Below are 21,131 nucleotides of genomic sequence, written 5' to 3'. Positions count from 1 at the left end.
AACATCCCCACAGCCCCCGGCATCCAAGAACAGAGCGTATTGAAGCTGATCTGCCCTTTTTTGCGGTAGCTCTGTCGACTACTCTTCAAGGAAGGTAAGGGAGCAAAGTCGTGAACCAGCGGCTGAAACAACTCATGAAGGAACTCGGAGAGGCGATCAACGAATCTCTTTCCGAAGCGGAACCGATCGCACAAGTCATTAGCCGGATCAAGGGCGAGGGCTACGACGTGTTCCTGGTGCTCGAAGCCACCGTGGGATTTAATCGGCGCGAAGAGGAAGAGTCGGCGTCAGAACCCGTGCGTGCGACGAAGTCTTCAACGGCAACTCCAGATCTGCAGATCAACGCGCAGGATCTCCGCTTCCTGAAGTCCTTGCGCATCAGCCTCTCGGAATCACGAGACATAAAAGATTCTGCGGCATGAGTTCCTTTTAGGTCCTTACGTCAATTCAGCAACCCGGAGCAGAAGCTCCGGGTTTTGCTTTTACCTGTTATCATCGTTTGTTTTCGGGTCGTCATCGGACCCATCTGTAAGTCGCACTCAGAAATTCGCAGCACACATGAAGGACACACTCGGAGTCTTACTGGCCGGAGGCGCGGGGGAACGTCTTTTCCCGCTTACCCGCGATCGCGCTAAGCCGGCGGTGACCTTCGGCGGTAACTACCGCATCATCGACATCACGCTTTCCAACTGCATCAACTCCGACCTGCGCAAGGTTTACATCCTCACGCAATACAAAGCATTGTCGCTCAACCGCCATATCCGCGAAGGCTGGGGCACGATCGTCGCCAGCGAACTCGGCGAGTTCATCGAGATCCTGCCGCCCATGAAACGGGTGAGTGAGAACTGGTATATGGGGACGGCTGATGCCGTGTATCAGAATATTTACTCGATCGGAAGCGAGCAGCCCAAGTACGTGCTGGTCCTCTCAGGTGATCACATCTACAAGATGAACTATGACCTGATGATGCGTCAGCATGTTGATGCAGGAGCGGACGTTACGCTGGCGACAATCCTCATCGACCCGAGCGAATCCTCACGCTTCGGAGTGGTAGAGATTGACCGCGAGTCGCGTGTCGTAGGCTTCGAAGAGAAACCCAAGTCTACACAACTCCGCTCACCCTTCAATCCGAACATGTGCTCCGGGTCGATGGGCGTATATCTGTTCAACACCGACGTCCTTTTGCCGGCACTGCTCAAAGATGCAGAGGATCCCGAGTCTTCCCACGACTTTGGTCACGACATCCTCCCAAAACTGCTCGACGAATACCGTGTCTATGCCTTCAACTTCATCGATGAAAACAAAAAAGAAGCACTCTACTGGCGCGACGTAGGCACGCTCGACGCATACTTTGAAGCCAACATGGACGTTGTCGCCGTGTCACCTGTCTTCAATCTGTACGACAAGGCCTGGCCGATCCGAACCCATCAGCGTCAATATCCACCGGCGAAGTTTGTCTTCAGCGAGCCCGGACGTACAGGAATGGCCGTCGACTCGGTAGTTTCTTCCGGATGCATCGTCTCCGGCGCTTCCGTGCGCAAGTGCGTTATGTCGCCAGACGTGCGCGTGAACTCCTATGCGGAAGTCGAATCCTGCATCATCTTTTCCCACGTAAACATCGGACGCCACTGCCGCATCCGCCGTGCCATCGTCGATCGCGACGTCCACATTCCCGAGGGCAGCGTGATCGGGTACGACCTCGAAGAGGACCGGCGCAATTTCTTCGTGACCGACAGCGGCATCACCGTTGTCACGCGCGACTATTCCCTATTTGAGTCCCCGGTTGCGGTGGATTACTTCACGTCAGAATAGCGAGTAGATGCTCAATCGCTTTCTGAACACTCGAGTACCTTCGATCCTCTCGGCGCTTGCATTCGTGGTGTTCTCGCTGCTGTTTGTGCACGCTGTGGTTGGTGCACGCGAGCCAGCGACAGCTACCCCAGAGGTAATCCATGGACTCCTCCTTTGGGGCACGCTCGCCCTGGTAGCCATGCTGGCATTCTGCCTGTGCCTGATGAGAGTGACCCGTCACCGTCGAAACCTGCCAGAGCGGAACCACCTGCAGTAGCGGGTGGTGCCTTCGGCCTTGGTGTTGGGGTTTGGGTTGGGGTTGATCTTGGTGTTGCTTTTGCCGTTGCGGTTGCTTTGCATGCGGCTCGTGACTGCTGCAAAATGCAAGAGCAACACCAAACACAACCCAAAAATTCACCACCCGCTACCGCAGCTGATACTGTCGATATTGTGCGTCTCGAACGTCGCCTTTAGTGAGGGTATAAGCAGGGAGGGGTTTTGAATGCGCTACATGTTGCTCGTTTATTCCAGGGAGCAGGCTCCGGCCTATCCGGAATCCATGCAGCAGATCGCGGAGGGCCACCGCCGGGTAATGGCGGAGGCTACGGCAAAGGGCATCCTTGAAGGAGCCGAGCCACTCCGGCCAGCAACTACTGCCACGACGATCCGGCCGCAAAACGGCAAATCGATCGTTCTAGATGGCCCATTCGCGGAAACCAAAGAGCAGCTCGCCGGCTACTACATCCTCAACTGCAAGGACCTGGACGAAGCTATCGAATGGGCCAAGAAGATCCCGACTGGATGCGGAGGAGCCGAAGGATGCATCGAGATTCGTCCGCTGCTGGAGCAGCCTGCGCACCTGATGGTGCAGGCTGCGCACCATTGACAAGGAATTCCCAGGCGGCTGCCGAGTCCGTCTTCCGCGAGGAGTCGGGCCGAATTATCGCCACATTGATCCGCCTCGCCGGATCGTTCGACCGCGCCGAAGACGCACTGCAGGAAGCCTTCACCTCCGCACTGGCGACGTGGCCGAAAACCGGAATTCCCACGAATCCAGCCGCCTGGCTCATGACCACTGCCCAGCGCAAGCTGATCGACCAGGGACGGCGGGAACGAACTCAGCGGGAAAAGGAGGATTCTGTCCGCTATGAAATTGAAGCATTCCGCCCTGCCACCGAACCAGAACTCGAGACCGCCATGCATTTACCCGACGACCGGCTGCGCCTGATCTTTACCTGCTGCCACCCTGCGCTTAATCAGGAAGGACAGGTTGCCCTCACGCTCAGAACGCTCGGCGGCCTCAGCACTCCTGAAATCGCCAAAGCCTTTCTCCTTCCCGAACCGACACTCGCGCAGCGCCTCGTGCGCGCCAAACGCAAGATCCAGGAAGCCCACATTCCCTACGAAGTTCCGCCTCCGGAGCGCCTGCCTGAACGCCTCGCGTCAGTACAAACCGTTGTCTACTTAATCTTCAACGAAGGCTACGTCGCCACCGCCGGCGATCAACTCGTACGCACCGATCTCTGCGCCGAGGCCATCCGTTTAGGCCGCGTACTGCGCGACTTGATGCCCCATGAATCAGAAAACGTAGCCCTGCTAGCCCTCATGCTGCTGCACGATTCACGCCGCGCCGCCCGCATTCATAACGGCGAGTTGATAACGCTCGAGGAACAAGATCGCACGCTCTGGGACCAGACCAAGATTTCCGAAGGACTCGCGCTTATTGAACAAGCAGTGAGACGAGGACCGCCTGGTCCGTATCAGATCCAGGCCGCAATCGCAGCCCTGCACGGCGAAGCCAAAACCGCATCCGAGACCGACTGGCAGCAGATCGCCGCTCTCTACGAAAAATTGCTGGAGCTCAACGCCTCACCCGTAATCGCGCTCAATCACGCAGTAGCAATCGCCATGAGCTCCGGCCTGGCAGAGGGTCTGAAGCACATCGAGCAGATCGGGGCTTCCGGCCAGCTAGACCGCTATTACCTCTACCACGCCGCCCGAGCCGACATCCTGCGCAGAATAGGACGCAAGAAAGAGTCTGCCTCCGCCTACAGCAAGTCCCTGGAATTAGCAACGAACAAGGTGGAACAACAATATCTTCGCCGCCGTCTGGCCGAAGTACAGAACCGCCCGCAGTAGCGGGCGGGTGCAGTTGCTGAATCGATGACGTAGCTATTGCGAATCCAGAGCGATACTCAGTGCCGAATTTACCTTGCCATCTTCGCCGGAGACAATGATCCGACGTCCTGGGTGAGGTCCAATTTGCGAAGACTCACCAGGTTGTCACACATGATCCACCTCGGATGCTTAAGCCCCTCATCCGATCCTACTTCCACCTGCGTAGCCAGAGCTTCGCCGCTGCTGAACACCGGGACACGAATTACTGTCGAGAATTTCGAGGAGATTAGCGCTTGCCGGCTTATAGCGACGAGACCACGAAACTGCTTGGCATCTCAGCCAGGCTTGGCCGTCATCCAGCAGCAAACACCTTCTTATGGTTACATCAGTTCGTCAAATCTGGCATTCGAGCGCAGAAAATCGAAGACCGGGTCCATCTTCAGGTAGTGCAGCCATGCAAAGCGTTCAACTTTGGCCCGATCCAGATAGTCCAGGGCAGCGACGGAATTTTCGACCCCAGCGTGAGCGAACGCCAGGAAATATGGTGGCACGCGAATCTTGCGCGCTAACGCCTGTAACCGGTCAATAGCTTTCAATGCCGCGGCGCGCTTTCCTCCTTTTCCATAGGCGTAAGCCAAGCCGCTCACCAGGATCGGATGTTCGTAAAACTCGGTCACGAGTCCCTCAAATTGATTGATTGCATCTCCGCCGTTCCCCTTCTGAACCATCGCAATCGCCTGAAAGTAGCGGCCAGGAACGTAGCTGCGATCAAGTTCAACGGCGCGTTCAACTTCTTTCAGAGAGCGCTCGAAGTCGCGGCAGAAGTAGGCAAGCCGACCGATATGGGCCTGAATGGCCGGGTTGAATGGGTCTAACTCCTTCGCACGAATCAGTGATCGCAGCGCATCGGAAAATCGGCCCGTTTCGGTCAAGGTCAGGCCGTACCAGTGGTGGGCGGGAGCGCAGTTCGAATTCAGCTGTATGGCCTGGAGGTGTTCGTGTTGCGCGGCGTTCCAATCCCAGTCGAACTGCAGGAGACAGAAAGCCAGACAGCTGTGAGCCTCGGCCAGGCAGTCGTCCAGAGCCAGAGCCCTCGACGCATGTTGCTTCGCTCTGCCAAAAGCATCTGCGGGCGCAAGCTCACCGTAAAAGCCAAGCACGCCAAAGCAGTCCGCGAGCCCCACATGTGCTAGCGCGTACTCAGGATCGGCGGCTATCGCTCTTTGAAAATACTCAATCGCAGTGAAGGTGGATTTGGGCACGCGCTTGTTCCAGTGATACCGGCCTTGGAGATATAACTCATAGGCAACCAGACTTTCGGTCCACTGAATCCGGCCATGCTCCTTCTTTACTGGCAACAGCTCTACCATGAGCGACTTGGCGATTTGTTCTGCCAGCTCTATCTGCACGGCAATCACATCGGTTGTCGGACGATCGTAGCTGCCGGCCCAGATCTGACGTTGATCTGCTGCTTCGAGCAGATGTGCCGTCACACGCAGCCGGGTGCCATCACGGCGCGCAGCTCCGGTTACAACATAATATTGGGCTGCGAGCTCACCAGGGATCTCCTCCAGCGACTTATTACGCAATGCCACCACCGCAAGGCGCTTCGGATTCAGCCGTCCCAGTTGTGTAATTAACTCTTCAGTAAGCCCCGCGACAAAATAATCATCCGACTGTCTGTTATCCAAATCTTCAAACGGGCGAATCGCAATCACCTTTCTTGAGTTCGGATTTGGAATTACCGGGTGTACGTCTGCGATGAAGCGATAGCCCTTCCCCGGTATGCTCTCTATAAAAAGCGGATTGTCTGCTTTGTCGCCGAGGTGTTGGCGCAGCTTCCAGATGGCATTGCCGAGTCCATTTTCGAAATCGACGAAGGTTTCGAGTCCCCACACTTCTATTCTCAGGTGCTCGCGCGTAACTAGTTCGTGGGGATGGCGCACCAGCACAGACAGAACCGCAGCGGACTTCGGCTGAAGCCCTAGCTTGATCCCTCGCTTGCGCAGTTCACCCGTGCGCGGATCAAATTCGAATGTCCCGAAAGCGACTGCGGTACAAACCACGCGATATCTCCCTGGCGGCGGAGTCTAGCACGAGCGCCATGAATGGGGTCCAGCACAAGTCCGGAGATAACTAAAGCCAACTGCTTTTTATACAGGGCGTTAGCTGGAGAAATGAATTTAGTTTTCGGTGGATGGCGCGTGCATGGCTTTCATCAGTACGAGCCGCTAATTTAAGTGCCATAGAAACTGTAATGGCGCTCTCGAAGACATTTCGGTTTGGCATCGTTACTGCGATCCTGCTCGCTTCAGTTGCCGTGTCACGAGCGCAGGATCCCTGCGAAAGCCTCGATCGACGGGCGCTAGTCTTCTCCGGTGGAGGGATCAAGGGAGCCTTCGAAGCGGGCGCCGCCTATCACCTGATCGTGCACCGCGGATGTGACTTCCACGATTTTTCAGGTATTTCTGTTGGAGCGATCAATGCAGCAATTCTTGCCCAGGCGCTTTCCTCTAACCATCGGGAAACATCCCACGCCGCGCTGGTTGTGCAGGCTGAATCTCTGGTGAATATCTGGGCATCGCTCAAAAGTTCCCGCGACATCGTTAAGCCCCGCAAGCTGGCAGGCCTGCGCTTCGCGATGTTTGGGACCGAGAACTTCAATGACTTTTCTCCTCTGCGTCGCCTCCTGGCAGCAAACATATCGATCAACAAACTAGCTGCCGGCCGTCCTCTTCGCATCGGTTTGACCTGCTTCTGGGATGGGACGTATCAGGAAGTCGCTGCGGCGCGTGGAGATTTCAGCGTTCCGAAATCGCGCTTTCTCGATTATCTGTATGCGAGCTCCGTGCTTCCGGTAATGGGTCGCATGCCCCGGTTTGCCTCCCGCGATCAGAAGCCTGATACCCACAGAGTAGCGCAGTTCGGAGATGCCAGCCTACGCCACGTCATTCCGGTCGCCAGCTATTTTGTCGTGTGCTCTGGTTCCGAATGCTCTCGCGCGAAGCCAGCACACGAACCTCTGCAGCAGCTCTTCGTGATTGCGACAAGTCCTTACGTGCGTGGATCGGACCTGCTGCCGGTTCCGCACTCAAATTATGGACGCGCTGACACCGAGCTCATCACTGACGGGCGCAAGATCATGCGTCGTGCCATTGCCCTGATGGCAGATACGCCCTTTCGAACGGACCTCGATTCCATGCTCCTCGCGAATCAATGGCTTGCGTGGCGCGAGCACAGCGATTCCGAATCGGCACTCCGGGCAAGAACAGAGTCGTCGTCGAGCGCGACCTTTGCGATAGCTACAGCGTTTCCACTCGAATCCTACAACCGCGAGGGGCTGGACAGCTACGCACATTCTCGCCCGTATCGAATCGGCATAGTCAAACCCAAAGAGGAAACTGCGGACCTCGCCGATCTGCTCTCTTTTTCACCGCAGATGATCCACGCACAGTTACTTGCCGGGTGTCTCGCCGCAAATGAGACCATGCAATCGGAGTTCGGCTTGGCTTCGCTCAGCACCGCATGCGCAGACCGTTTCGGGAACAGCCGTATTCAGATAGCCGCAATCGTGAGGCCAAGATGAGACGCCCCGCACTTCGCTCCAGGTTTCTGTTTACGCGTAATTTCCTGCGGCATCCGTTACGGACAGGGTCGCTAGTTCCGAGCTCCCGTTTTCTGGTGAAACGGATGCTCGCGCGAGTAGATTGGCAACAGGCACGGATCGTCCTGGAGCTCGGGCCCGGCCTGGGCTGCTTTAGCAGGGAAATCCTTCGGCGAATGCGTCCCGATGCCGTTTTGATCGCGATCGAGATGAATCGCACGTTCGCGCGAGCACTACGCAACAGCATCAAGGATCGCCGCCTATTCGTCGTGGAAGGCAGCGCTCTTCATCTGGACACGATTCTTGCTCGGTTTGAGCTCGGCCTTTCGGACTGCATCATCTCAGGCTTGCCCTTTGCAAACATGGACCATACAACCAGAGAGTCGATCCTGCGCAAATGCCACCAGGTCCTCTCCTGGCGCGGACAGCTTGTGTTATTTCAATATCGATCGCTGCTGGCTCCGGCGCTCGCCGGCATCTTCCGCTCGGTTGAACGCAGCTACGAGCCGCTCAACATACCTCCAGCTCACGTCTTTTGTTGCACTCGGGAGTGAGCAATCGTTTGCCGGGCATTCAAAAACAATAGGAATAAACGCAGCATGGCTATCTCTCTACCTCGCGCTCGGCATGCTTTGTGAATTACTCGTACCTGAGTGCGATCATTGGATCCACCCGACTGGCGCGGCGCGCCGGTAGATAGCTTGCAATGAGCGCTACTGCCGCCAGCACTGCCGATACTACGAGGAACGTGGTCACATCTGTGGGCCGCACTCCGTAGAGGATGCTGCGGATCAGGCGGGCACCAATAACGGCGCCCCCCAGGCCACTTGCTACGCCAATGCCTGTTAGTAGCGCTCCATGTCCTAGCACATCGCGAGTGATATTGGATCGGCTCGCGCCTAACGCCATGCGTACGCCAATGTCTTTCGTGCGCTGCACTACGGTGTAGGAGAGCACGCCATAAATTCCTACTGCGGCCAGCACCAGAGCGGTGGCGGCAAAGATGCTCAAGAGGAAGGTATCAAAATGGGACTGCTCCAGCTGGCTGGAAACCTTCTGCTGCATGGTGGAAACGCCGTAGATGGGGACGCCGGGCGCGACTTGTGAGACCACTGAACGCAACTCGCTTACCGCGATCACCGAACCCTTGGTGCGCACCACGATGTCCATGGTTCTTCCGATCCAATCCCATGCGTCGGAAGGCATTTGTGCGATCGGCATATAGAATTCGGGACGAATCTGACGATCCAATCCCCAGGCCCGCACATCACCGACGATACCGACGACTTCATGCCACACGGGATCGAGACGTCCTTTGGGACCGCTCTCGCAGCAGGCGAAGCGCTTGCCGATGGGATTCTGGTTGGGCCACATGGTTCGCGCGAGCGTCTCGTTCACAACCACAACCAGCGGACGCTCGCGAGTATCTTCCGGGATGAATCCGCGGCCCATTTTGAGCGGAACTCGGGCGGTCTTCAGATAATCAGGCGAGACGACGCGCAGCGCTGCATCGACCACATTCGAGGGATCGAAAGGTCTGCCTTCTACGAGCAGCCCATTACTGTTTCCACCACCGGCCAGCGGCGCGCGCGAGACTACCGCAGCCGAGCTCACACCGGGCAGGTCCTGCGCTTTGGTGACAATGCTCTCAAACGTCTGTCGCGCAATTAACGGACTGCTGTAGCCGCGCTCCGGCAGCCCCACGCGTCCGACAATCAAATTCGCGGTATCGAAGCCGGGTTCAACTTTTGCCAGCAAGAGCGCGCTGCGAACCAGCAGGCCCGCGCCCGCCAGCAACATGAGTGCGAGCGCAACTTCGCCTGCTACCAGTGCACTGCGGACGCGGTCACGGCTGGAAGTTGAGAGGGAGAAGCTCTGGTGGAAGGTCTCGGTCAATCGCACGGCCGTGGAGCGCAAGGCGGGAGCCATGCCAAAGGCGACGCTCGACAGCACCGCGATGCCGCAGGCAAAGAGCAGCGCCGTAAAATCCACGCGCGCCTCTTCAATCCGTGGAACCCCGCCGGGAGCGTGTGCAATGAGCCAGCGAACGCCGCCGTTCGCAAGCATGATTCCCAATATGGCACTGACTCCGGCGAGCACGAAGTTTTCTGCCAGAAGTTGCAGGACGATCCGCAGCGGAGTCGCGCCCAAAGCGACTCGAACTGCCACTTCCTTTTGCCGGGCGCGTGCTCGCGCCAATTGCAAATTGGCGATGTTGGCGCAAGCGATCAGGAGGACAAAGGCTACAGCTCCCAAAACTGTAAACAGCGTTACGCGCTGGTCTCCCAAAAGAACGTCGGTCAAAGGCATGAGGCTGAAGCCGCGATCTTTGTTGTCAATCGGGTGATCCTGCGCTTCTCGCGCCGCCAGAATGGCCAACTCCGCCTGAGCGCGTTGCCGCGATACACCTTCCTTCAATCGAGCAAAGACATTGAGAAAGTGATTGTCATAATCGGAACGCTGCTGCGCAGTGAAAGCGAATGGCAACCAGATATCCGATTTACTCAGCAGCGGGTCGAAGCTCGCCGGCATGACCCCGAGCACCACGAGCAAAAGGCCGTTTACGCGAATTGGCTTCCCGATCAGCGATAGATCTTGATGGAAGCGAGCGCGCCAAAGTCTCTCGCTGATTACCGCGACCTTCTCATGGCCTGGACTATCTTCGGCTTCGGAGAACACGCGGCCATGCAGAGGAGCGATTCCAAAGGTGCTGAAGTACTCGGCGGAAACGTTTTCGCCGTTGATCCGCTCCGGAGCATCTTCCGTAGCCAAGTTATATGCGCCGCTGGCCGAGGCTGAGACGCTGGAGAATGTCGTGTTCTGGTCATGAATGTCGAGAAAGTTGCCGCGGGAAACTCCGCCTCCCTCTCTTCCCTGCCAAGCTTCCTGAAGCAGCATCACCCTCTGGGGCTGCCGTATCGCCAGAGGCTGCAAGAGGACCGCATCCACAATGCTGAATATCGCCGTGTTCGCCCCTATCCCAACGGAAAGCGTGACCACCGCCACAATGGTGAACGCCGGCGTCTTGCGCAGGAGGCGGGCGCCGTAGCGGAGGTCTTGGATCCAAGTGTTCATGATTCGCCCTTTGAGAATCCATGGGTGCATTAGTGCGGCCGTTTTGCGCGCCGGTGACGTGCTTCGGGCTCAGAGACTTGGCGGGAAGTGACGGGCCAGAGGGGCAGCTTCGGCTCCAAAGGCGGAACGCGCTGTTCGCATTCGGACAGTCAGCAAGGAATAAATATTCGAGGAGGATTCAGTCGCGCTCAAGTGGGCTTCCCACTCCAATTTCCACTTTACTTTTGCTTTTTATTCGTCTAGCTTGGCGGAAGAGGCTGAGGTCGGCCAGTCTATGTGTTGTGAACGATCTGCCGCAATGATTGCAACCAAACTACGGAGAGGCCGTTGGACTGCGGACCGACAATTCACTGTTGTTTCACTGTTAATTCACTGCCCTGTTGCGAAAAGCCAGTGTTTACGCGGTTTCCGTGTCGGGAAAAAAAATTCACTGTTTTTTTCGCTGTTATTTTCGCTGTTATGGTCACGATCAGTGAAAAAACAGTGAATGTGGAATTTAATTCCTGATCGCGCGGTTGAGCAGGCCCGCTGAACGGCTCAGATTCGCCGTGCTGTACGCTGAACGGTGCAAACCTGTCGGCGATTCTGTCCCAACGATTGTTAGAATCCGAAAACTCCCATAATTTTGTTGAACTTTCGCCGGCCAGGCTGCGTATCTCGTTGGCAAGTTGAGACATTCAGCCCAGATCGCCAAGCGTCCGCTGCCGGGACGGATACCTGCGTGCATGGTACGGTCCGGTTACCGGACAAAATCAGAAGCGGCCCACAAGCTGATTCGTCATCCGTCGTCAAGGAATTTCGCCGCATCGGCCCCCGCTAAGATTGCTGCCGGTCCCAAGTCTGGGATAGTTGTGGCAGTTGCTGTGCCGCAGTCGAAACAGGCTGTTCTAAACGAAAGAAACCTTAGCCGGTTGGAAGAAAACGCCCTCACCAATGCCTTAGTCCGACGCTGCATCGCTGGCGATGCGAGCGCGTGGGAGGAGCTCGTCAAGCAGCAGAACCGGCGGATTTACAATATTTGCTATCGCTTTACCGGCTCGGCCAGCGATGCAGAAGACCTTACGCAAGAGGTGTTTATCCGGCTATACCGGACGATGAGCAGCTTCGAGCCGGATAAAGGCTCGTTCACTACCTGGCTTACGACCCTCACCCGCAACATGCTAGTCGACCACTTCCGCCGTACCCGGCAGGAACGCATGACGGACTCGATCGACGCAGCTCCGGCAGCCGATGAGGAGGCTCCAACTCTCGCTGAGCGGGTCGAAGACCACGGTCCATCCCCTCAGGCTCGACTGGCCAGCAAAGAGACCCAGAAGATGGTGCATCAGGCCCTGCAAAAGGTCTCCCCAGACCTGCGCGAGGCGGTGATTCTGCGCGACTTGCAAGACATGGACTATAAGGAAATTGCCGCCGCTCTGAAGGTGCCGGAAGGGACCGTAAAGTCCCGAATCAACCGCGGGAGAGCGGAACTGGCGAGACTCTTATCGCGTATTAACAGACAGGCAGTTTGACGTGGAAAACCAGAACCAATTCGAGAGAAAGCAAAGCCCATCGGGGCTCAGCTGTGCCGAGTTTGACTCGATGCTGACCGACGCGTTGGACGGACTCATCACTCCGGCCGCGCAGCGGCGCTTTGACGCTCATCGCCAGCAGTGTCCCACCTGCGGTCCTCTCTTCCGCGAGGCCGAAGCGGGAATGGCCTGGCTGCATACCCTCGAAGAAGTAGAGCCGCCCGCGAATCTGGTGCATAACATTCTTGCCGCCACAACGGTTCAGACCAGCGCCGCTGTTGCGGCCGCTCCCAAATTGGGATGGAAGCAGCGGCTCTCAATCGTGTGGGCTGATGTTCTCGCGCCATTCAAAGCTCTGGTGGCTCAGCCGCGCATGGCCATGACCGGCGCAATGGCTCTCTTCTCAGTTTCGCTTTCGCTGAATCTGGCGGGAGTAAAGCTCGGGGATCTGCGGCACATGGACCTGCGGCCGAGCGCTCTTCGCGAGCAGGCCACGATGAAGTATTACGAGGCGACAGCCCGGATGGTGAAGTACTACGAGAATATTCGGCTGGTGTACGAGGTCGAATCGCGGCTGCAGGAGCTAAAGCGCGCTACTAGTGCCGAGCAGGAGCCGGAGCGGCGTCCAGCTGCGCCTGACCGCAACAAGACGGAAAACAAACAAGACAAGGAACGCAAGCAGAATTACTACAGTATGGACCGACAAAAAATTCAGCTTGCGAAATGGAGTACAAACGAATTGAATTTGTGCAGTAATTCTGAACCAGGCTTCGACGCGTGCGGCGAAGCCAGAAACAGCAGCGCGCATTTCGCGGTATCCGTACTCTCCCAGGATTTCGAGCAAGGCTACGAATCGAGGAGCTTACAGGCATGACTTGCGCTGTCCACACCGATCAACCGGCAACGTCTTACTGCCGCACCTGCGGAAAAGCGCTTTGCCAGAATTGCCAGCGCGATGTGCGCGGCGTGATTTATTGCCAGGATTGTCTTGCCGCTCGTCTTGAAGGCACGGTTCCTCCCGCGGCAGCGAATGCTCCGACAGCCGTCTACGTAGCGCCTACAAGCTCTGCCAGTCCCGGACTCGCTGCCGTACTCGGTTTCATTCCCGGCGTCGGCGCTTTCTACAACGGTCAGTTTGCTAAAGGATTCGTACACGTTTTTATCTTCGCCGTGCTGTGCCATCTCGCAGACAAGGCAGACTTCCTCGGGTTGTTGGTAATGGCGTGGCTCTTCTACATGGTCTTCGACGCTTACACTACGGCCAAGGCTCGCCAGCTCGGTCAACCGTTGCCCGATCATCTTGGACTTAATGCGTTGCTGGCCAGTTTTGGATTGGGAACAGCCGCCATTCACGCTCAGCCGATTCACGCCGGCGCTCCGATTGCACCTGCTGGAAATCCAACAGATATTCCTCCGCCTCCGGTGGCAAGCGCTTCGGCCTTGGATCAGACAGGATCATCCGGATCGAGTCAAGCATACGTTGCTGATGCGATAGAACCAGCACGTCTTAGTGGTCCTGGGGCTGTGCCTCTCGGAGCTATCATTCTCATAGCGCTGGGTGTGCTGCTGCTGCTCGACAATCTCGGTGTGCTGTCGTTCCGCTGGACTGCGCAGTTCTGGCCAATTGTCTTGATCGCAGTGGGACTCTGGCTCGCGGTTCGTCGCATGGGCGTGGCGCAGGGAAGGAATTAATCGTGGCAACCTACGATTACGACGATTACATTCCCAACCGCACGTGCCGTTGTCTGCGCTGCTCTTCGCGATGGCTCATGGGACCAGCCGTGTTGATCACTGTAGGCGTTCTCTTCTTGCTTCAGCAACTGCATGTGTTTTACTTTCGGCAGACTTTCCCCGTGCTACTGATCGTGATTGGCTTAGTAAAGATCGCACAGCGCTCAGCGCCTGATACTGGACACATTCAACCATCTCCGTATTACCCGCCGGGTATGCAGGTTCCACCAGTGCCACCCACAATTCCCGGCAATCGCTCTAATTCGGAGGTGAACCGTGGCTAGTCCCCCGCAGATGCCCTTCGATCCGCGCTATTACCGCTATCGTCGTCCTCGCTCGATGGCTGGGCCTATTATCCTCGTTGCGGTCGGCGTCATGCTGCTGTTGATGAATATGCATGTCGTGAGCTGGCCCAGAATGGGATGGTTCTTCGCCACCTGGTGGCCGGTGCTGCTCATTCTGTTCGGAGTCATCCGAATTGCTGAATATGCGATTGCGCGCAGTCAGGGCGGGCCTGCTCCCCGCCTCGGTGGCGGAGCGATGTTTCTCCTGATCCTGTTCATCGTGATTGGGCTCTCTGCCTCCTCTGCCAAGCACCTCCCCTGGCAGCAGTTTGGCGACAACATTGATGTAAATCCGGGATGGGACGGCGTGTTCGGGGAGAAGTACGACTTTACTCAGGAACTCTCGCAACCGCTGCCGCCGGATGGAAAAGTCCAGATTGACGCCGATCGGGGTTCAATAATGGTTCATGTGGCTGAGAACGGCGATGCGCCGGTGAAGATGATCGTCCGCCGCCACATCGCGGCCGATTCCCATGAATCGGCCAACAAATTTAACGATCAGCAGAAGCCCACAATGAGCGTGGATGGAAATATTCTTCGCATCAATTCCGGCGAACATGTGGCCCACACGCAGGTTGGATTCGTGATGGGACCGCGAATCGTCACTGACGTCGAAATCTGGGCGCCGCGTAAGGCTCCGGTACAGGTCAACGCCGGGCGCGGCGACATAAATGTTTCACAGCGCGATGCCGACGTAAAAATCAGCACCACGCACGGTGATATTCAAGCCGAACAAATTAAGGGAAATGTGGAGATCACCTGTCAACGAGGCAACGTCCACGTCGGCCAAGTGACGGGCGATGTGCATATCGAAGGCCGAGCCGACGACGTTACGCTCAGCGATATCTCAGGAGTAGCCTTGCTCGAAGGCGAGTTCTTCGGCGATACCAAGCTCTCGCACGTAGGAAAATCAGTCAAATTCCACAGCACGCGTACCGATATGGAACTCGGGAGACTCGATGGCGACCTGAGCATGGATTCGGGCGATCTTCGTGTAAGTTCAGTGAGTGGTCCCTTCGAAGTCCGCACCAAGGCCAAAGATATCCGCCTCGAGGAGATTTCAGGGCCAGTAACGGTGGAGAACAGCCACGGCGAGATTGACGTTCGCCCCAAAGCTCCGTTCGGCGATGTCACCCTGAACAATCACCAAGGCGCGATCCACATCGTGCTGCCCGAAAGCGCCGGGTTCACGGTAGAAGCGCGCAGCAGCCGTGGAGAACTTGAGAGTGACTTTCCGCTCAATGTCACCAAAAATGGTGATGACCACGTAGCAGAAGGGACTGTGGGCAAGGGCGGGAAGAGAGTGCAACTGACGACCGATCACGGCACGATTGAGATTCGGAAAGGATGAACGAATCGGGTGATCGGGTCACCGGTTGAGGTAACTCCAGAAGGAGTCCCACGCTAGGCTCTCATACTAGCCGAAGACTGAAGCGCCTTTCTCACTATCTGCTCTGCGCGTTCAATTACCTCATCCAGCACCATATTGGTCGAATCGATCACGACAGCGTCGCTGGCAGCTACGAGAGGGGACACCGATCGCGTTCGGTCGCGCTCATCGCGTGCGCGCATTTCAGCGAGCAGTGCTGCTGACGGCTCAGCCGCAGCATTCTGGTGAAAGCGACGATTGCCGCGCACTTCGGGTGCGGCATCGAGGAATATTTTTACCTCAGCATTAGGGAACACGGCGGTACCGATATCACGTCCTTCCATCACGACTCCGCCCTTTGCACCGAGTTCGCGTTGTTTATTGACCATCCATTCGCGAACTCGCGGATGCACGGAGACACGCGAGGCCCCCTCGGTGACGTCTTTTTCGCGAATGCGCGTAGAGATATCGGTGTTGTCGAGCTTTACTCTGTTGCCATCAACTTGCGGCTCGAGGGTGATCTTGGATCCTAAGGCAAGGTCGACGAGCGCGTTTTCGTCATCGACGTCAATATCGTTTTCGATTGCTTTCAAAGCCAGAGCGCGATACATGGCACCGGTTTCAATATTGAGATAACCGAGCTTGCGCGCAAGGCGCGATGCCAGGGTGCTCTTCCCTGCTCCGGCAGGTCCATCGATGGCGATCACCACTCCACGCCTTTCCGGCGGGTCAACCATTGCGTCTCCTAGACTGGAGGGTTGTGCTCTGCTCGCGATGCGGTCGCGGCATTTCCGAGCGGCTGTGAGCTACGGTGATCAAGGTTCGAGACTCACTGGGAGTGTACGAGAATTCGCGCGCCGCCAGAAGAGCTTTTACGATTTCGGCGACTCGCGCTCGCGATGTAAATGCGGAAAAGAAGCTCTCGATCTCCTCCTGTGTGGCTGCAACAGTGCAATCGAGATACTTGGAAATTAGGGCCGAGAGTGCTTCTGCGTCCGAGATCCGAACTCCTTCATTCACAGCGTCAGCAGCCCAGCGATAATACACATCCCATCTATCTCCAGCGGCTGGATCGTGATCGACGCGTGTGATCTTCAAAGCCGCAGCCAGCTCCTGCAGCGCGCGATCAAGAGCCGCTTCCGAGAGCGCTCCTCCGAGTTGCTCCTGAAGTTGCGCTCGCGAGAGCGGACCGTTGGCGTCGAGTTTGGAGAAGACATGCTCCGTCAGTGGCGACGCCTGACCTCGTATCCTGCTCCGTATCGGCTGCTTCGGTTTTCGGTCGCTGGCAAGAGCGTAGTAGTAGGGAAACGCAGCTGACGATAGCAAAAGGGTCTCACCGTGAATTCGCGCCTCGAAGGCGCACTTGTTCCTCAGAAGCTGCCGGAGGAACTCTTCAGCTCTACCTGCTTGCGGATCGTTGAACGCGACTTGCCGCCCCGTTGGGAGCTTCTGATCATTTCCAAAAGTCGCGCCCATCAATGTCGGCAAAAGCATTGACTGACGCACAGGATAAATAAGACACATTCCAACTGAGTGGACGAAGTCGCGAGCCTCTTCGAGCGTGCGGATGGGCTCTCCATCCAACCGCCACTTCTCACGCCGAAGATGTTGAAGTTCGAGCTCCGTCATAGAAAATCACTTCACCACAGAGAGACGCAGGTCACGAAGTAAGGCACTCAGACTGGTTACGCTGTGCCTCCGTGGTTAAAAGGGTTTATTAGATTCTTTTGAACGCTCTCTGTATGTCCTTCACAGAATACCGCAGGACGACGGGACGCCCATGCGGACAGGACATTGGACATTCGGTGTGTGCGAGCTCCCGAAGCAGCCATTCCATCTTATTTTGCTCCAGAGGCATGTTGACTTTGATAGCCGCATGACACGCAATCGATGCCGCGATGCGGTGACGGATGGCGTCGAGGTTCAACGTCTGCTGCTCGCGCTCAAAATCTGCGAGAAGCTCGCCCAGCATCTGCTCCATATCGCAGCTCTCGACACCCGCTGGAACAGCTTTCACCACAACCGTGCGCGAGCCAAATAACTCCACTTCAAAACCATTGCGTCCAAGTTCATCAGAAATTTCTGCAAAGACGGCCTGCTGACCTGGAGTGAGCTGTACCACAATGGGCATCAGCATCTTCTGCACAGGAATGGATTCCGTCTGCCGTTGTCTAAGAACTCGCTCGAAGAGCACACGCTCATGCGCCACATGCTGATCGATGATCCAGAGTCCCTCCTGATTGACTGCCAGAATGAACGACTGGCGTATCTGACCAAGCGGTCGCAACGATGCCAGTTGTGGAGCGATGCCTTCTTCTGGTCCGGCCAAGTCATCAACCATCGCGCTGCAAGCAGTGGCACCGGAAACTTGTTCCCAGGTTGGAACTGTGGCTGCGACCGCGGCGATGTCAACATTCGATGGCGCCGAAGCACCGACGAGGAAAGCATCTTCAAATGCCAGCGGCGTGGTTTGCGGCAGAGGCGCAGTTGCGGTGAGCACGAACCCAGCAGCATCGTTCTCTGCGTCCTCAGGCAGCGACGCACCAGGAGAGAGCGCAACCGAAGCGGTAGGCTGAGCAGAAATCTCCCGCGTGAACTGCGGCACAGGACGCGCCTTTATAAGCGCGGCACGCACTGAATCGCGTACGAAATCATGTATCAAACTCTGCTGGCGGAAGCGCACCTCGGTCTTGGCCGGATGAACATTGGCGTCAACTTCAGTCGCTGGCATCTCCAGAAACAGCAGCACCACCGGAAAAACTGCTGGTGGAATGATGTTGCGGTACGCCTCGGTCAGCGCATGCTGCACCAGGCGATCCCGCACCAGCCGCTGGTTCACGAACACGAAGATGGAGTTGCGATTTAGCTTTTGCAGCTCAGGTTTCGATACGAAGCCGTGCATCCGTACCTTGCCCGGAGTTGGCGGTTCGTAGTCCTCCCTGCGACGCCAGGGAGGAGGCTCGGGAATTCCTGCGCGCTCAAGGTCTGTCTCCGCCGCCACGGGAATGAGCTGATCGAGAGTGTCGCGGCCGAAGATCTGGTACAACCGCTCGGCATGCGTGGTAACTGGCGACGCCGTAAGCATGTTGTGCGTAGCCGAGTGCAACTCGAAGTGTTTATCAGGATGAGCCAACGCGTAATGCATAACTAACGAAGCGATGTGAGAGAGCTCAGTAGATTCCGCTTTCAGGAATTTCTTGCGCGCCGGGGTGTTGAAGAAAATATCGCGAACATTGATCGCCGTACCCGTCGGCCCTCCAGTTTCGTCTACCTTCAACAACTTACCGCCAGCAATCTCGATACGCGTACCGGAAACGTCGCCAGGTTGTCGAGTCTCAAGGACGAGCCTCGAGACGGATGCAATCGATGGCAAAGCCTCGCCACGAAATCCAAGCGTATCGATATTCAGCAGATCGTCTGCATTGTGGATCTTCGAGGTTGCGTGCCGCTCGAAGGCGAGCATGGCATCGTCCTGTCCCATGCCGCACCCATTATCGGTGATCGCGATCAGTTTCCGGCCGCCGGCCTCAACTTCGATACGAATGCGGGTTGCACCTGCATCCAAAGAGTTCTCGAGAAGCTCTTTGACTATCGATGAGGGCCGCTCGACAACTTCGCCGGCAGCGATCTTGTTCGCGACATTATCGGAGAGTACGCGAATGCGGCCCATCGGGCGATTTAATCACAGAACCGGGGGTTAACACGAAGGTCATAAAGGAAAAAGAGAAGGTCACGGAGAAACGCTGTGACCTGCTCTTGGCTTTCGTGTCCGGAGTCTGCCCTCAGCGCACTCGTAGGTGTTCGCTGGTCGGGTTTTCATCCCTTTATTGCAATCCCTAACTCCTTCAGCTGTTGCGGGCTGACCGGAGTTGGAGCATTCACCATCAGATCGACCGCCTTTGCAGTCTTCGGGAACGGGATAACCTCACGCAGGCTGTCGGCACCCGCGAGAATCATCACGATGCGATCCAGCCCTAAGGCGATACCTCCATGTGGAGGAGTCCCGTATTCGAGCGCGTCGAGAAAAAATCCAAAGCGTGAGCGCGCGTCTTCGTCCGCCATGCCCAGCGAATTGAAGATCTGCTTCTGGATATCCTGGCGATGAATACGAATTGAGCCCGAACCTAACTCGGTTCCGTTCAGCACAATGTCATATGCCAAAGCGCGCACAGCTCCGGGATCTGAGAGCAGCTTGCCGAAGTCCTCTTCATGTGGTGACGTGAACGGATGGTGCGCGGCATTCCATCGCCCATCCTTCTCGTCATACTCGAACATCGGAAAGTCAGTGACCCAGAGAACGCGGTAGTCATTTGCCGTTCCGGTTTTGTTGAAGGCAACATGCTTCTCTCTGTACTTCTGGGCGAGCGCCAGACGCAGTGCACCCGCCGACGTATATACCGCCTCTGCCGCTTTGCGCTGAGCGATCGGTGACCGGTCCGCAGAGGGCGCTGCGGCGACGATGACGAGCAGATCTTCAAGCTCGGCTTCTGCTGTCGCGCGCAGCTTCGTGATTGCGTCAGGAAAACTCTTCTCCAGGCGCTTCAAGTCGTCGATGACTTTGACTCCGGGCTTCGGCGCAGCGAGTTGTTTGTTGTCATCGCGCTCCTTGCGCGAGAGTTCGCCAATCTTCGGAATGCGGACTGCAACCACCGGCAGCAGCGGATCAAGATTCAAAGCATTCAAGTTCTCCTCGGTAAACGCCTCGCGGACGTCCGTCATCTCGGGCAGGCGCATGTCAGGCTTGTCTATGCCGTACCTGCGGATGGCGTCGTCGTACTTCATTCGCGGAAACGGCGGTTTTAACTCAATGCCACCCTCGCGAAATGCCGCGACTAAAAATGCCTCGACCACTTCAAAGACCCGGTCTTGAGTTGGGAAGGACATTTCCAGATCAATCTGCGTGAACTCCGGCTGACGATCAGCGCGCAGGTCTTCGTCGCGGAAGCAACGCACGATTTGGAAGTATTTGTCGAAGCCCGAGATCATCAAGATCTGCTTGAACAATTGTGGCGACTGCGGCAGCGCGTAAAAGGACCCCGGATACACACGGCTTGGTACCAAATAGTCGCGCGCGCCTTCCGGTGTGCTGCGCGTCATGAACGGAGTCTCAATCTCGAGAAATCCGCGGTTCGAGAGTTCCTTCCGGATAGCCAACGATACTTTCGAGCGCAGCTCGATATTCGACTGCATCTCCGGACGGCGCATGTCGATGTAGCGATACTTCAGCCGTAGCTCTTCGTTTCCGATGGCCTGCTCAGCAGGCGAAAAGGGCGGAGTCTTTGAGTCATTGAGAACGCGAAGCTCCTGCGCGATGATTTCAATCTCGCCGGTCGCAAGGTTTTTGTTGATGGTTGACGCGTCTCGCTTTTTTACATTGCCGACAACAGCCAGAACATACTCTGACCTTATTCGGCTGGCCTTTTCGTGCAACGCCGGATTGCTCTCTTTGTCGACAACAATCTGAACCAGACCCGTGCGATCCCGTAGATCAACGAAGATCAGGTTGCCAAGATCGCGGCGGCGGTTTACCCATCCCATCAGAGTGCCAGTGCTACCGGCATCGCTGGCGCGCAGCGTGCCGCACATGT

General features: G+C 56.7%; 21 protein-coding genes. 13 read left to right on the top strand and 8 right to left on the bottom strand.

Annotated features, from left to right (window positions below; genetic code table 11):
- Nucleotides 1-110 precede the first annotated feature (110 nt).
- The 6 genes from DMG62_16480 (at nt 111) to DMG62_16455 (ending at nt 3,930) form a co-directional block, all read left to right on the top strand.
- A complete protein-coding gene (locus DMG62_16480; GenBank protein ID PYY21757.1) occupies nt 111-422 on the top strand; it encodes a hypothetical protein in 312 nt (103 codons plus the stop codon).
- Between the two features lie 136 nt (nt 423-558).
- Nucleotides 559-1,812 carry a glucose-1-phosphate adenylyltransferase gene (gene glgC, locus DMG62_16475; GenBank protein PYY21756.1) on the top strand — a complete coding sequence of 418 codons (1,254 nt, stop codon included), beginning with the start codon at nt 559-561 and terminating at the stop codon, nt 1,810-1,812.
- A 7-nt stretch (nt 1,813-1,819) separates the two neighbouring features.
- Nucleotides 1,820-2,068 carry a hypothetical protein gene (locus tag DMG62_16470; protein PYY21755.1) on the top strand — a complete coding sequence of 83 codons (249 nt, stop codon included), beginning with the start codon at nt 1,820-1,822 and terminating at the stop codon, nt 2,066-2,068.
- A 3-nt stretch (nt 2,069-2,071) separates the two neighbouring features.
- Nucleotides 2,072-2,293 (top strand): hypothetical protein, encoded by a 222-nt coding sequence (locus tag DMG62_16465; GenBank protein ID PYY21754.1) that lies wholly within the window; start codon nt 2,072-2,074, stop codon nt 2,291-2,293.
- Nucleotides 2,294-2,677 carry a hypothetical protein gene (locus DMG62_16460; GenBank protein PYY21753.1) on the top strand — a complete coding sequence of 128 codons (384 nt, stop codon included), beginning with the start codon at nt 2,294-2,296 and terminating at the stop codon, nt 2,675-2,677.
- Entirely contained in the window at nt 2,611-3,930 is a 1,320-nt protein-coding gene (locus tag DMG62_16455; protein ID PYY21752.1) for an RNA polymerase subunit sigma-24, read from the top strand. Before DMG62_16460 ends, DMG62_16455 begins: the two co-directional genes overlap by 67 nt.
- Nucleotides 3,931-3,998: 68 nt before the next feature.
- On the opposite strand, the gene DMG62_16450 is transcribed toward DMG62_16455, so the two are convergent.
- Both DMG62_16450 and DMG62_16445 read right to left on the bottom strand, forming a co-directional pair.
- Nucleotides 3,999-4,214 (bottom strand): hypothetical protein, encoded by a 216-nt coding sequence (locus tag DMG62_16450; GenBank protein ID PYY21751.1) that lies wholly within the window; start codon nt 4,212-4,214, stop codon nt 3,999-4,001.
- A gap of 75 nt (nt 4,215-4,289) precedes the next feature.
- Nucleotides 4,290-5,975, bottom strand: a complete 1,686-nt coding sequence (locus tag DMG62_16445; protein PYY21750.1) for a hypothetical protein — start codon at nt 5,973-5,975, stop codon at nt 4,290-4,292.
- A gap of 131 nt (nt 5,976-6,106) precedes the next feature.
- Between DMG62_16445 and DMG62_16440 the strand changes: the two genes are divergently transcribed.
- On the top strand, nt 6,107-7,495 hold the full coding sequence (locus tag DMG62_16440) for a hypothetical protein (protein PYY21749.1): 1,389 nt from the start codon (nt 6,107-6,109) through the stop codon (nt 7,493-7,495).
- Nucleotides 7,435-8,067, top strand: coding sequence for a methyltransferase (locus DMG62_16435; protein PYY21748.1), 633 nt, complete (start codon nt 7,435-7,437; stop codon nt 8,065-8,067). Before DMG62_16440 ends, DMG62_16435 begins: the two co-directional genes overlap by 61 nt.
- A gap of 85 nt (nt 8,068-8,152) precedes the next feature.
- On the opposite strand, the gene DMG62_16430 is transcribed toward DMG62_16435, so the two are convergent.
- Nucleotides 8,153-10,618, bottom strand: a complete 2,466-nt coding sequence (locus DMG62_16430) for a hypothetical protein (protein PYY21747.1) — start codon at nt 10,616-10,618, stop codon at nt 8,153-8,155.
- 317 nt (nt 10,619-10,935) lie between these two features.
- Nucleotides 10,936-11,265, bottom strand: coding sequence for a hypothetical protein (locus DMG62_16425; protein ID PYY21746.1), 330 nt, complete (start codon nt 11,263-11,265; stop codon nt 10,936-10,938).
- A gap of 48 nt (nt 11,266-11,313) precedes the next feature.
- Between DMG62_16425 and DMG62_16420 the strand changes: the two genes are divergently transcribed.
- The 5 genes from DMG62_16420 to DMG62_16400 are packed head-to-tail and all read left to right on the top strand — an operon-like array spanning nt 11,314 to nt 15,525.
- Nucleotides 11,314-12,099, top strand: a complete 786-nt coding sequence (locus DMG62_16420; protein ID PYY21745.1) for an RNA polymerase subunit sigma-24 — start codon at nt 11,314-11,316, stop codon at nt 12,097-12,099.
- A gap of 1 nt (nt 12,100) precedes the next feature.
- Nucleotides 12,101-12,973 carry a hypothetical protein gene (locus tag DMG62_16415; protein ID PYY21744.1) on the top strand — a complete coding sequence of 291 codons (873 nt, stop codon included), beginning with the start codon at nt 12,101-12,103 and terminating at the stop codon, nt 12,971-12,973.
- Nucleotides 12,970-13,791, top strand: a complete 822-nt coding sequence (locus DMG62_16410) for a hypothetical protein (GenBank protein ID PYY21743.1) — start codon at nt 12,970-12,972, stop codon at nt 13,789-13,791. Before DMG62_16415 ends, DMG62_16410 begins: the two co-directional genes overlap by 4 nt.
- Nucleotides 13,792-13,793: 2 nt before the next feature.
- Nucleotides 13,794-14,114 carry a hypothetical protein gene (locus DMG62_16405; GenBank protein ID PYY21742.1) on the top strand — a complete coding sequence of 107 codons (321 nt, stop codon included), beginning with the start codon at nt 13,794-13,796 and terminating at the stop codon, nt 14,112-14,114.
- Between the two features lie 10 nt (nt 14,115-14,124).
- A complete protein-coding gene (locus DMG62_16400) occupies nt 14,125-15,525 on the top strand; it encodes a hypothetical protein (protein PYY21741.1) in 1,401 nt (466 codons plus the stop codon).
- A 53-nt stretch (nt 15,526-15,578) separates the two neighbouring features.
- On the opposite strand, the gene cmk is transcribed toward DMG62_16400, so the two are convergent.
- The 4 genes from cmk to DMG62_16380 all read right to left on the bottom strand — a co-directional run bounded on the left by cmk (nt 15,579) and on the right by DMG62_16380 (nt 21,129).
- Entirely contained in the window at nt 15,579-16,280 is a 702-nt protein-coding gene (gene cmk / locus DMG62_16395) for a (d)CMP kinase (protein ID PYY21740.1), read from the bottom strand.
- Nucleotides 16,273-17,172 (bottom strand): hypothetical protein, encoded by a 900-nt coding sequence (locus tag DMG62_16390; protein PYY21739.1) that lies wholly within the window; start codon nt 17,170-17,172, stop codon nt 16,273-16,275. Before DMG62_16390 ends, cmk begins: the two co-directional genes overlap by 8 nt.
- Before the next feature lie 88 nt (nt 17,173-17,260).
- On the bottom strand, nt 17,261-19,213 hold the full coding sequence (mutL, locus tag DMG62_16385) for a DNA mismatch repair endonuclease MutL (GenBank protein ID PYY21738.1): 1,953 nt from the start codon (nt 19,211-19,213) through the stop codon (nt 17,261-17,263).
- Nucleotides 19,214-19,359: 146 nt separating this feature from the next.
- Nucleotides 19,360-21,129, bottom strand: coding sequence for an aspartate--tRNA ligase (locus tag DMG62_16380; GenBank protein PYY21737.1), 1,770 nt, complete (start codon nt 21,127-21,129; stop codon nt 19,360-19,362).
- Nucleotides 21,130-21,131: the final 2 nt, after the last annotated feature.

It is taken from the genome of Acidobacteriota bacterium (genome assembly GCA_003225175.1).
Lineage (GTDB): Bacteria > Acidobacteriota > Terriglobia > Terriglobales > Acidobacteriaceae > Gp1-AA112.
Note: the sequence above shows the minus strand (reverse complement) of the source record. Positions and strands in the feature narration are given on the sequence as shown.

Excerpts from the sequence above, each read along its gene's own strand:
- glgC (PYY21756.1), top strand. The coding sequence starts at position 559 with ATGAAGGACACACTCGGAGTCTTACTGGCCGGAGGCGCGGGGGAACGT.
- DMG62_16470 (PYY21755.1), top strand. The coding sequence starts at position 1,820 with ATGCTCAATCGCTTTCTGAACACTCGAGTACCTTCGATCCTCTCGGCG.
- DMG62_16460 (PYY21753.1), top strand. The coding sequence starts at position 2,294 with ATGCGCTACATGTTGCTCGTTTATTCCAGGGAGCAGGCTCCGGCCTAT.
- DMG62_16455 (PYY21752.1), top strand. The coding sequence starts at position 2,611 with ATGCATCGAGATTCGTCCGCTGCTGGAGCAGCCTGCGCACCTGATGGT.
- DMG62_16440 (PYY21749.1), top strand. The coding sequence starts at position 6,107 with ATGGCGCGTGCATGGCTTTCATCAGTACGAGCCGCTAATTTAAGTGCC.
- DMG62_16435 (PYY21748.1), top strand. The coding sequence starts at position 7,435 with ATGCGCAGACCGTTTCGGGAACAGCCGTATTCAGATAGCCGCAATCGT.
- DMG62_16430 (PYY21747.1), bottom strand. The coding sequence starts at position 10,618 with ATGCACCCATGGATTCTCAAAGGGCGAATCATGAACACTTGGATCCAA.
- DMG62_16425 (PYY21746.1), bottom strand. The coding sequence starts at position 11,265 with ATGTCTCAACTTGCCAACGAGATACGCAGCCTGGCCGGCGAAAGTTCA.
- DMG62_16420 (PYY21745.1), top strand. The coding sequence starts at position 11,314 with ATGGTACGGTCCGGTTACCGGACAAAATCAGAAGCGGCCCACAAGCTG.
- DMG62_16410 (PYY21743.1), top strand. The coding sequence starts at position 12,970 with ATGACTTGCGCTGTCCACACCGATCAACCGGCAACGTCTTACTGCCGC.
- DMG62_16400 (PYY21741.1), top strand. The coding sequence starts at position 14,125 with ATGCCCTTCGATCCGCGCTATTACCGCTATCGTCGTCCTCGCTCGATG.
- cmk (PYY21740.1), bottom strand. The coding sequence starts at position 16,280 with ATGGTTGACCCGCCGGAAAGGCGTGGAGTGGTGATCGCCATCGATGGA.
- DMG62_16390 (PYY21739.1), bottom strand. The coding sequence starts at position 17,172 with ATGACGGAGCTCGAACTTCAACATCTTCGGCGTGAGAAGTGGCGGTTG.
- mutL (PYY21738.1), bottom strand. The coding sequence starts at position 19,213 with ATGGGCCGCATTCGCGTACTCTCCGATAATGTCGCGAACAAGATCGCT.
- DMG62_16380 (PYY21737.1), bottom strand. The coding sequence starts at position 21,129 with ATGTGCGGCACGCTGCGCGCCAGCGATGCCGGTAGCACTGGCACTCTG.